General features: G+C 42.7%; 12 protein-coding genes. All 12 read left to right on the top strand.

What is annotated here, in order from left to right:
* Positions 1-621: hypothetical protein (locus tag Ga0466249_RS25290; protein WP_215832275.1), on the top strand; the 621-nt coding region annotated here is incomplete at its 5' end.
* On the top strand, positions 621-1,202 hold the full coding sequence (locus tag Ga0466249_RS25285; protein ID WP_215832274.1) for a host-nuclease inhibitor Gam family protein: 582 nt from the start codon (positions 621-623) through the stop codon (positions 1,200-1,202). The genes Ga0466249_RS25290 and Ga0466249_RS25285, both read left to right, overlap by 1 nt.
* A gap of 3 nt (positions 1,203-1,205) precedes the next feature.
* Entirely contained in the window at positions 1,206-1,481 is a 276-nt protein-coding gene (locus Ga0466249_RS25280) for a hypothetical protein (protein ID WP_215832273.1), read from the top strand.
* A 2-nt stretch (positions 1,482-1,483) separates the two neighbouring features.
* A complete protein-coding gene (locus tag Ga0466249_RS25275; RefSeq protein WP_215832272.1) occupies positions 1,484-2,536 on the top strand; it encodes an AAA family ATPase in 1,053 nt (350 codons plus the stop codon).
* A gap of 3 nt (positions 2,537-2,539) precedes the next feature.
* The gene (locus Ga0466249_RS25270) at positions 2,540-3,157 is read left to right on the top strand and encodes a single-stranded DNA-binding protein (protein WP_215832271.1); all 618 of its coding nucleotides are present in this window, start codon (positions 2,540-2,542) and stop codon (positions 3,155-3,157) included.
* A gap of 66 nt (positions 3,158-3,223) precedes the next feature.
* On the top strand, positions 3,224-3,886 hold the full coding sequence (locus Ga0466249_RS25265; protein WP_215832270.1) for a hypothetical protein: 663 nt from the start codon (positions 3,224-3,226) through the stop codon (positions 3,884-3,886).
* Positions 3,870-5,252: a DEAD/DEAH box helicase gene (locus tag Ga0466249_RS25260; protein WP_215832269.1), complete on the top strand. Its 1,383-nt coding sequence runs from the start codon at positions 3,870-3,872 to the stop codon at positions 5,250-5,252. The genes Ga0466249_RS25265 and Ga0466249_RS25260 overlap by 17 nt, the downstream gene beginning before the upstream one ends.
* Positions 5,249-5,533: a LysM peptidoglycan-binding domain-containing protein gene (locus tag Ga0466249_RS25255; protein WP_246589054.1), complete on the top strand. Its 285-nt coding sequence runs from the start codon at positions 5,249-5,251 to the stop codon at positions 5,531-5,533. The genes Ga0466249_RS25260 and Ga0466249_RS25255 overlap by 4 nt, the downstream gene beginning before the upstream one ends.
* 304 nt (positions 5,534-5,837) lie before the next feature.
* Entirely contained in the window at positions 5,838-6,728 is an 891-nt protein-coding gene (locus Ga0466249_RS25250) for a DNA-methyltransferase (RefSeq protein WP_246589053.1), read from the top strand.
* Positions 6,729-6,799: 71 nt separating this feature from the next.
* Complete coding sequence (locus Ga0466249_RS25245) at positions 6,800-7,558, top strand: hypothetical protein (protein WP_215832268.1); 759 nt, start codon at positions 6,800-6,802, stop codon at positions 7,556-7,558.
* A 4-nt stretch (positions 7,559-7,562) separates the two neighbouring features.
* Positions 7,563-8,501 carry a radical SAM protein gene (locus tag Ga0466249_RS25240; RefSeq protein WP_215832267.1) on the top strand — a complete coding sequence of 313 codons (939 nt, stop codon included), beginning with the start codon at positions 7,563-7,565 and terminating at the stop codon, positions 8,499-8,501.
* Between the two features lie 4 nt (positions 8,502-8,505).
* Positions 8,506-10,377: a DNA cytosine methyltransferase gene (locus tag Ga0466249_RS25235; protein WP_215832266.1), complete on the top strand. Its 1,872-nt coding sequence runs from the start codon at positions 8,506-8,508 to the stop codon at positions 10,375-10,377.
* Positions 10,378-10,969: the final 592 nt, after the last annotated feature.

The raw sequence follows: 10,969 nt of genomic DNA, 5'->3' as shown, positions 1-10,969 counted from the left end.
TTGCGTCCAGAGTATGTCGGTAAGTTCTCTATTCAGTCGGCATGGATCAAGAGAACAGCTAAAATAACAACCACACGAAAAGCCATTGTTACTGAAATTGAAAATTTATTAAGCCAGCAAAAGAACGATGATGAGGCCGAGCAATTACGGCAGCAGCGCACAGAAATGATTCGCCAATTCTGCGAAGTACACTCTCAGTCTGCTGGACTCAAAACGCCGTTGTTACCGTGTGACGTTGGTCATTTGGTAGCAGAAGCGCCACTACCTGAGATATCGGGAATCATCATCCAGGCGTGTCATGATCGGCTGAATTTGGAACAGAAGGCGGCGAGAGAGGCAGCAGCGGTGACGGAACCGCCATTAACACCGATGCAACCGAGTTTTCAGGCGGGACCACCAATGCCACCTTCACCACCGAGCTTTCAATCCGGACCACCGCCAATGCCTGAATTTGTTCCTGTTCCACCGCCACCAATGCCACCTGTGATGCCGTCGACGTGGGACGTTGTACTGAAATTACCAGGGATTACAATTCCACAGGCTAATGGATTTAAAGCGTATCTTGCCAGCAATGGTATGAGCTACGAAGTTGTTAGCCAGGAACAAAGGGGGAACGGGTGATGCCACGGGAAGATTTGGCCGAGAGTTTACATGAGTTTCTTGATTCACAAGTTATGGATGTTGTTGAATCGGAAAAACAAAAATTTGTCATTGATGATGACAATAAAGCCAATTGGGCAATTAGAAAGATCATCAAGTTGCAACATAAAAATGAAGACGCCAAGAAACTTGCTGACGAGCAAATAGCAAAAATCAAGCAATGGCAGGCCGATATTGAAACTGAATGCAATAGTTCCATTGGATTTTTTACAAATCTATTGAGGCCTTATGCAGAGCAACAGCTTGAAGGTAAAAGTAAAACTGTTAAATTACCAAATGGAAATGTTAGTTTTCGTTCAGTTGATCCTGAGTTCTTCATTTCTGGTGAGAAGGTTAGCGGCAAAAATAAAACATTGACTGAACGTGTGGAACAACTTGCGCCTGAATTAATTATTACAGAGAAATCAACTGATTGGACTGAATTTAAAAATACGTTGACAGTTATGGAAGACGGGCGAGTAATCAGCGCTACTGGTGAAATTCTAGACTTTATTGAAGCAATTGAATATCCAGATTCGTTGACAGTAAAGGAGCGTAAATAATATATGAAATCACGGTATTTATTAAATCAGGGTGATTTACATCAATTAGGTGTACAAAGTTTGTTCCTACGCCGAAATGGATTTGATATCGAGCAGGTTGACGTATTTTCAGCTGTTGAAACCGAAGATGAATATAACGAAGCGATTGCGCTGTTTTATCAGAATAGAGTGGAGGGCTGGTGGAATTACAAAGACGAGCTCATTAAATATAGAATTTGCACAGAAGATGAGTTTAAAAAAGCTTTGCAAGAGTCGGTCGATAGAAAGAGGCGTGAATAATCATGGCAATGCGTAAAGCAACACGAACAAAAGCAAAACTGCGTCTAGGCATATCGGGCCCTGCGGGTGGAGGGAAAACATTCGGGTCACTGCTGGTGGCTTATGGTATTACGTCCGATTGGAATAAAATCTGCGTTATTGACACTGAAAATCACAGCGGGGAGTTATATGCCAACTATAACAAAAACGGCACTGAAATTGGTGAATTTAACTATATCGAAATTGTTTCACCCTATACACCGGAAAAATATATAGCAGCGATTCATGAAGCGGGAGCTGCTGGAATCGAATGCATTATTATTGACAGCTTGACTCATGCATGGTCGGGTGAAGGTGGATTGCTGGACAAGAAAGGTCAGCTTGAAAAGAAAGCCGGAGTCAATAGTTGGACAGCATGGCGAGATATTACTCCTATGCATAATCGCCTGGTTGATTCTATTCTGAACAGCAAAACCCATATGATAGCCACGTTACGGGCAAAAATGGAAACGATTCAAGAAAAAGACGATCACGGAAAAACAATTATTCGCAAGATTGGTATGAATCCTATTCAACGGGATGGCATGGAATATGAGTTTACAACATTTATCGATATTGACCAGAATCATCAGGCAACGACTAGCAAAGACCGTACATCATTATTTGACGGAAAGGTGTTTTGTTTGGGATTTGATGTTGGTAAGCAGTTGCTTGGATGGCTTGAAACTGGCATTGATCGACCAGTACAGCCGCAACAACCAGTAAACGGGTATCCCATGCAAGGACAGCCTGCACAACCATTTACACCTGCTCAGCCTCAACAGCCAGTGAACGGTTATCCAATGCAGGGGCAGCAAGCGGCACAACCAGTATACGGTTTTCCTAAACATGAGCAAGAAATTGTTTATTACATGACAGCTGTATGGGGGAATTTACAAAACTTTGACATTGTTGGTTATATTCAACGAAGCCCTAAGTTTGGCGGTAGGGCACCAGCACAGCTTACTGTCGAGGAATGTTTTGCTTTAATGAATGAGTTTAAGAGTTATGCACAACAAAAATCAGGAGGTCAATAACATATGAATAGTATTGTAATTTCAGGACGGTTTACAGATAACCCAGAATCAAAAACAGCTCAAGACGGTAAAGCAATCGCACATTTTAATTTAGCCGACAATTATGGACAAGACAAGGTTAGCTTTTTCCGGTGCTCAGCATTCGGAAAAATGGCTGAACTGATTTTAAACTCTTGCCAGAAAGGCCATAAGTTGGTTGTTTCAGGGCGAATGGAAGAACAGCAATGGACTGATAACACTGGACAAAAGCAACGTGCTTGGCAGTGCAATATTAATACGATTGATTTTTGTGAGCCAAAACAGCAACAGTCGACACCAGCGGCAAGTGCTCCTCGTGCTAATACAGGATACGGAACGCCACCCGCAACGCAAGGATATGGCGCACCTCCAGCGCCAAACGGATATGCGGCACCACCTGCACCAACTGGCCCACAATATGCAGCAGCACAGCCTGGATTCCCACCCGTACCAGCGGCAACACCTCAAACTCAATTTGATCCTCAGGGAAACCAGTGGCAAGTTATTAATGGGGCTTGGCAAATGATTAAGCCCACTGCTCCCGCCGCGCCAACTCCTGGTGCAATGACATTTCCACCAGCTGGACCTAATACACCGTTTTAATAAAACAACACATAGCCCGTCTGATTGGATTTGGACGGGCATTTTTTTACCTCGGGGGTGAACTGTATGGGAAAATTTATTGACATAACTGGACAAAAATTCGGTAGATTAACAGCTATTGAAAGAGCTGGGGTAGATCGATACGGAAAAATATTATGGCTATTCAGTTGCAATTGTGGCAATCAATGTATTGCGTTAGGAAATAGCGTTAGACTTGGATACAAAAAAAGTTGTGGTTGCATAGCAAAAGAAAACGCAATTAAACTATCGAAAAAAAATATAACACACGGTTTAACCGGAACAAGACTTTTTGTTATTTGGACAAACATGATCAATAGATGTTATAGCCCTAAAAATAAATTTTGGCACATTTACGGAGGTCGCGGTATAACCGTATGTGATGAATGGCGTAGTAATCCACAAGCATTTGTTAATTGGGCAATAGATAATGGATATGAAGATGACTTAACGATTGACCGCAAAAATAATAATAATGGTTATTCACCAGATAATTGTCGTTGGGCTACGCAAATTGAACAAGCTAATAATCAAAGATCAAACCGCATGATTACAGCTTTTGGAAAAACGAAAACAGCTCAACAATGGGCTGACGGTATCGGAATACAAAGGAGTACGTTGGTATCGCGAATTGATCATGGTTGGACGCCTGAAAGTGCTTTGAGTATATCGATAAAATCAAAAGGGAAAAAGCATGCTACAACTTCGTGATTATCAGGAAAAAGGAGTTAATGATATTCGTGCCGCTTTTCAGCAAGGATTTCGCAGGGTGTGTTATACAGCTCCATGCGGTGCCGGGAAGACAATTCTAGTTGTTTATATGGCAAGTGCAACGGCATTAAATGGCGGTCGAACGATCTTTCTTGTACATCGCGTCGAACTTCTTGATCAGGCTGCAGAAACATTTAAAAGATCCGGCATACATTTTGGCATTATTGCCCCCAATCGTCAAATATCCAGTGATAAAATTCAGCTTGCCAGTGTTCAAACATTAGCAAGAAGGTTACACAAAATTCCAGAACCAAATTTAATCATAACTGACGAACATCATCACAGCGTCGCTAGCACTTGGCGTAAAATATTTGACTATTGGCCACAGGCTTATGGAGTTGGTTTAACAGCAACGCCCTGCCGGTTGAATGGCCAAGGGCTCGGAGAAGTGAGCGATATTCTCATTCCTGGTCCCACTGCTAAAGAGTTGATTGAACAGGGGTATTTAGCACCTTATAAATATTTCGCGCCACCTCAAATAATAAATATGGAAGGCATTCGCGTAAAAATGGGTGACTACGATCAAAAACAACTTGCTGAAACTATTGATAAACCAACCATTATTGGGGATGCCTTAGAACATTATGAGCGATTGGCCAAAGGGAAAAGTGCAATTGTCTATTGCGTCAATATTGAGCACAGCCAGCATACGGCAGAAGCGTTTAGGAGTGCTGGATATACGGCTGAACATTTAGATGGAAAAACTCACCCCATAGAACGCAAACGAATAACTGATGATTTCAGAACAGGTAAATTACAAATTATTACAAACTGCGATATTGTGAGCGAGGGGTATGATTGTCCGGGGGCTGAAGCTGTTATTTTGCTTCGCCCCACTCAAAGTTTGACTTTGTATGTGCAACAATCCATGCGTTGTTTAAGGCCTGACAAGAATAATCCGGAAAAGGTCGGTATTATCATTGATGCCGTCGGAAACGTAGCAAGGCACGGTTTGCCTGATGAAGATCGTTCATGGTCGCTCGAAGGTAAAAAGAAAAAGCCAACTGAAAAGCGCGAATTTCCAATGAAGATATGTCCAAAATGTTTTTATGCTCATAGGCCTGCACCTGTTTGTCCTGGATGTGGACATGTCTATAAGGTTGAACAGAAAGCTGAAATTGAACAGCGTGACGGTGAGCTGGCTGAAGTAATTGAGTTGGAGAAGAAACGCAAGAAAGAAGAAGTCCGGAAGGCTAGAAACGTGGTGACTTTGGAGCAGATTGCCATGCAACGAGGCTATAACCCGAATTGGGTGGTTAAGCAATGCGAACTGAAGCGAATACCGTTTGGAGGTGCCAATACATGAAAATTGTTAAACACACGATCACAGTGATTATGAAAATAGCGGTACTGCTGGTCATTGTTGTTACGCAATGCGGTTACACCTATGTAACTGAAACGTACACCGTCACTGGCTCAGACACGCTACAGTCGATTGCAGAACGTTTTATCACGAAAAATACCGGAACGGTCCGGGAAATTCGGGAATTTAAAGAAGGGATCCGCGAGCTGAATTTTGATGTGATCGGAAATGGTGACGTTCGAGCGGGTGAAACATTGAAAATCACTTACTGGGAGGCTGATTGAAATGGCAGGAAGTAAAGGATATGCAGTAGTACGGCGTAGCTGCGGAGGAATATGAGTTGTGAAAAGTTAAGCGATGGAGGCGAGAACGTGAGTGAAGACCATAGATATTCAAATCATCAATGATGATTGTATACAAATAACATTCAAAGGTGGTGATTTATATGGGGCATTGGATAAGTATACAAGTATTATGCGGAGACGCTATCGAGAAATTAAAAACGCTTGAAAGCAAATCCGTTCACTGCTGCGTTACTTCTCCCCCCTACTGAATTGGGGATTACGTGATTATGGTGTTGGCGGTCAGATGGGGCTTGAAGAAACGCCGGAAGAGTATGTTAAACGAATAGTTGAGATATTTCGGGAAGTATGGCGAGTACTGCGGGATGATGGAACGCTGTGGCTTAACCTTGGCGATAGTTACGTACGAAGACCACAAAAAACAAGTGACTTAGACAAAAATGCAGGATTACATCGTGGTAAAAATTGTGAAAGTGCTAGAGATAACAGATGTATTCCGCAAGGATTAAAGCCAAAAGACCTTGTTGGAATCCCGTGGATGGTTGCTTTTGCACTTCGCGCTGATGGTTGGTATTTGAGATCAGACATTATTTGGGCAAAATCAAACCCAATGCCTGAGAGCGTTACAGATCGACCGACGAAGGCACATGAGTATATATTCTTGCTGAGTAAGTCAGCAAATTATTATTACGATGCGGAAGCAATTGCCGAACCTGTGGCAAAAAGCACTGTACAAAGGTTAAACCAAGATGTTGAACATCAAATTGGATCAACCAGGGTGCTGGACAAAACCAACGGGAATATGAAAGCGGTTGCACCTAGATTTGGCGGAAATAAATATACTCGAGATCCTGATGCCTTTTATAGAACAAAGTCAGGAAATATTTATGAATATCATGATAAACGCAACAAACGCACAGTCTGGACCGTAGCTACCAAGCCATATAAAGAGGCCCACTTTGCCACATATCCACCAGAACTGATTGAGCCTTGTATATTGGCAGGTTGCCCAGTTGGCGGTACTGTATTGGATCCGTTCGCAGGATCGGGAACGACAATGGAAGTAGCTGCAAAGTTAGGCCGGAATTCTGTAGGAATAGAATTAAATCCTGACTATATTTCGTTGATTGAAAAGCGGGTTAAGCCGTATAGGGAGCAAGGTATTTTATTTGCATGATTTAATTCACTCGAATTCGCGGGGTTTAAACTGGTCGAATTCGACGGGTTTGGAAAGGAAGCGAAGTAAAGTTGAAGTCAAGCGAAATATGTGCGGCTTTGCGTGATAGATATAAGCAGCCAGAGTGGGCATTGTTTTTTGAGGTAGGCAGTGGGACCGGAGCTAATTGTCGCAGACATGCAGACGCATTAGCAATGAATATGTATCCTAGCCGGGGGTTATCGATTGTTGGATTTGAAATAAAGGTAAGTCGTGGCGATTTGAAACGTGAGCTTGAAAATCCGGTCAAGGCAGAAGAAATTGCGCGGTTTTGCAATGAGTGGTTTTTAGCGGTGCCGGAAGGACTAATTAAAGACGATGATCTCATTCCTGCTGCATGGGGCGTTATTGAATGCAAGGACGGAAGGATATGGATTAATAAAAAGGCCGAGCAATTAAAGCCACAACCGATAACAAAGCAATTCATGGCAGCGGTATTACGCGCGGCTGGCAAGGTTGATGAAGAGACTTTTCATGCGGCTATAAATCAAGAACGTAATGAGTGCTACAAACAATATGAAGAAAATCTTAAATCACAGGTTGAAATGCAGACAAAAAGGCTTCGTGAGACATTGAAAAATTATGAACAGTTTGAACAGTTAACAGGTGAAAAGATTGGTGCTTATGCTGATGTTGAGGGCTTGGCGGAACGGTGGAAGTTAGCTACAAATATAAAGCAATTGTACGGTAAATATGACGGAATAAAAGCCGTTTTAAGACAAGCAGAGAGGTTTGTTGATAGCACCAAAAAGATAATTGGCGAAGAAACAACTCAAACAAAGGAGGCGTGAATGTATGCGAGTCGGACTAATTCAAGTCGACGGTAAACTGCCGAACTTGGCACTAATGAAGCTGTCAACCTGGCATAAAGCACAAGGGGATAATGTAACGCTTATCAGCCCTGATGATGTACTAAAAGGTTCGAATTTATTTGTAATTCCAGACAAAATTTATGCGGCACTTGTATTTGACGGCAATGTATCAAAGCAATCAAAAGCAAATATGAAGATTGCTAAAAAGTTAGCTGCAACGGGTATACAAATCGGCGGTACTGGCTGGGACTTGAAATCGGCACTGCCGCCTGAAATTGAATCTATGAAGCCAGATTACGAGTTGTATGGCATTGATTACGGATTCGGGTTTACGGCGCGTGGTTGTATTAGAAACTGTAAATTCTGCGTTGTTCCCCGCAAAGAAGGAATGATTCGCGAAGTTGCTATGCCAGTGGAATTAATGAATCCGAAGTCAAAAGAATTGATTCTGCTGGACAATAACTTCCTTGCATCGTCATTGTGGCGTGAAAAATCACAACAGATCATCGACATGCGAATTAAGGTTGATTTTACACAAGGATTAGATATACGGCTGGTTGATAGTGAAAAGGCCGAATATCTGGCAGCAATGAAGCATCGGAAACGAATACATTTTGCTTTTGATAGCCTACAGACTGAAAAAGAAGTACGCCATGGGATTGAATTGTTACTTAGTCAAGGCATAAATCACGATCGGCTTTCGTTTTACGTCTTAGTCAATTTCAACAGCAATATCGAACAGGATTTAAAGCGGATTGCGATATTGGACGAATACGGAGTTAACTCTTTTGTGATGATTTACGAAAAACAGACCGCGCCGCAAGAATTAAAGAATTTGGCTCGTTGGTGTAATAAGTATCAAACAAAGAAATCATGCGCGTTTAAGGATTATGATCCGCATTATAGGGCAAAGGGGGCGTGAACGCATGCAGTTAGAAAGTCGTAAGAAATTCTCGCTCTGGCAAGAAATCGTCGTTGATAACTTCGCAGGTGGCGGCGGTGCCAGTACCGGAATTAGCGTAGCAATCGGGCGTAGTGTAGACGTAGCAATTAATCATGATCCGGCTGCAATCGCAATGCATAAGGCGAATCACCCTGATACTGAGCATTATTGTGAGTCCGTATGGGATATTGACCCGTTGACGGTTACGGGAGGCCGTCCGGTAGCTCTCTGCTGGTTTAGCCCTGATTGCAAACACTTTTCAAAAGCGAAAGGTGGAAAGCCAGTTGAAAAACACATTAGGGGCCTTGCTTGGGTAGCGGTTCGGTGGGCGGCAGTTGTAAAGCCGCGGGTGATCATGCTTGAGAATGTTGAGGAATTCAAAACATGGGGGCCGTTACTGAAAAATAATATGCCGGACCCAAAACGAAAAGGAATCACATTTAAGGCTTTTATCAATGCGCTCAAAAGGCTTGGATATAGAGTTGATTGGCGTGAACTTCGAGCCTGCGACTACGGAGCTCCGACAATTAGAAAAAGATTTTTTATGATTGCCAGATGTGATGGCAGGCCAATTGTATGGCCTAACCCTACACATGGAGAGCCGACTAGTCCGGAAGTTAAGTCCGGCAGGTTAAAACCTTGGCGGACAGCAGCAGAAATTATTGACTGGTCATTACCTTGTCATAGCATATTTGAGCGGAAAAGGCCGCTTGCTGAAAATACAATGCGGCGAATTGCTAGGGGAATTCAGAAGTTTGTCATTGATAACCCGGAGCCGTTTGTTATCAAAGTGAATCATCATGGAGCTGATTTTCGAGGACAGAGTATCAAAGAGCCTCTTCAGACTATCACGGCAAAGAACGGTTGGGGAATAGTAACCCCGTATATATCCCGAATCGGACAAACTGGATTTGGTGGTGACCGGATGCAGTATGACATTGAGCAGCCGTTAACTACAATTACTACAAAAGCCGAGCATTTACTGATTGCACCTACACTTATGGTTAATACCACGGGGCACCCAGGGAGTAGAGTTGATGATCCAATAAGGACTATCACGACAGGTAATCAACATGCGTTAATTAGCCCGACATTAATACAAATGGGGTATGGTGATAGCGAAGGAAGGCGCGTACTTGATTTAGGTAAGCCGCTAGGAACTATCACCGCTGGTGGAAATAAATTTGCACTTGCTACGGCTGTAATTTCTCGCCAGTTTGGGAATTCAGTTGGACATTCAATGAATGAACCACTGGGGACTGTAACGGCTGGTGGAGGTGGTAAGTCGCAATTGGTTACAGCTTTTCTAGCAAAACATTACGGCGGTGGATATACCGGATCGGGAGCAGATTTAAACAAACCATTACCAACAGTTACAACAGTTGATCATAGTGCACTGGTAACAAGTCACTTGGTAAAAATGAAAGGCACAAACATTGGTCAGCCTGTTACAGAACCAATTCAAACGATAACGGCCGGCGGCTTGCATTTTGGAGAAGTTAGGGCTTTCCTCATGAAATATTACGGCACCGGAGAAGGCCAGTCGGTTAAAGAACCATTACATACAGTTTCTACAAAGGACAGGTTCGGGTTAGTTACGGTTCATGGGCAAGATTATCAAATCGTTGATATTGGCATGAGGATGTTAGAACCGCGTGAACTGTTCAATGCCCAGGGATTCCCGACAGATTATATCATTGATCAAGATTGTGAAGGGAAACGTTATCCAAAGTCGGCGCAGGTGGCTAGATGTGGCAATGCAGTACCGCCGTCTTTTGCAGAAGCTTTAGTCAGGGCAAATTTACCGGAACTTTGCGAGAGTGCGGCTGATGATCGGAAACGGGTGAGAGCGTAAATAGAAAAAGCCAGGACCTGCTAGGCCCTGGTTGGAGAGAGAAAGTAATTATGCGTTTATAGTATGCCTTGAAAATCGGCTTTTATGGGCGAGAAAGAAGTTGGTGAATGGTTTAACTTCACGGATGAATTGTCAGATAATATTTACCAATTATCAATTGTTATTTGATTAAAGCTGTTTACTAAATATGCCACTAATAACATTGACAATAAGATAAATATAGCGGATTTTGCGCAGTGACAATGGATTAACTGTTTCATTAGAACCGCTCCTTTTGGATATTAGCAAGTATAAGATACCCGATGAATCGGTTTTTATGCACGGAAAAGCCAGAGCCCACCTAGCAGGGAGTGAACTCTGTCAATCCATTGAAGAAATTCAATATAGGAGAATCCACTTATAGGATGCCATTCAATAATGAGTTTTATTCATGTACATGGAAAAGCCAGAGTTACATATCCGGTGAAGAAAATAACTCTGGCAATCCATTGGTCGGTTATGGCAACTGATCGTTCATAGGATACCCGGAGACAAAAGATTATATGCAAGGAGGGGTAGAAGGTGAATGTTAAAGAGCGCAAATTTGTATGTA

This window comes from Pelorhabdus rhamnosifermentans, assembly GCF_018835585.1.
GTDB classification, from domain to species: domain Bacteria; phylum Bacillota; class Negativicutes; order UMGS1260; family UMGS1260; genus Pelorhabdus; species Pelorhabdus rhamnosifermentans.
The sequence above is the reverse complement of the archived record's forward strand: the minus strand, read 5'-3'. Positions and strand labels throughout refer to the sequence as shown.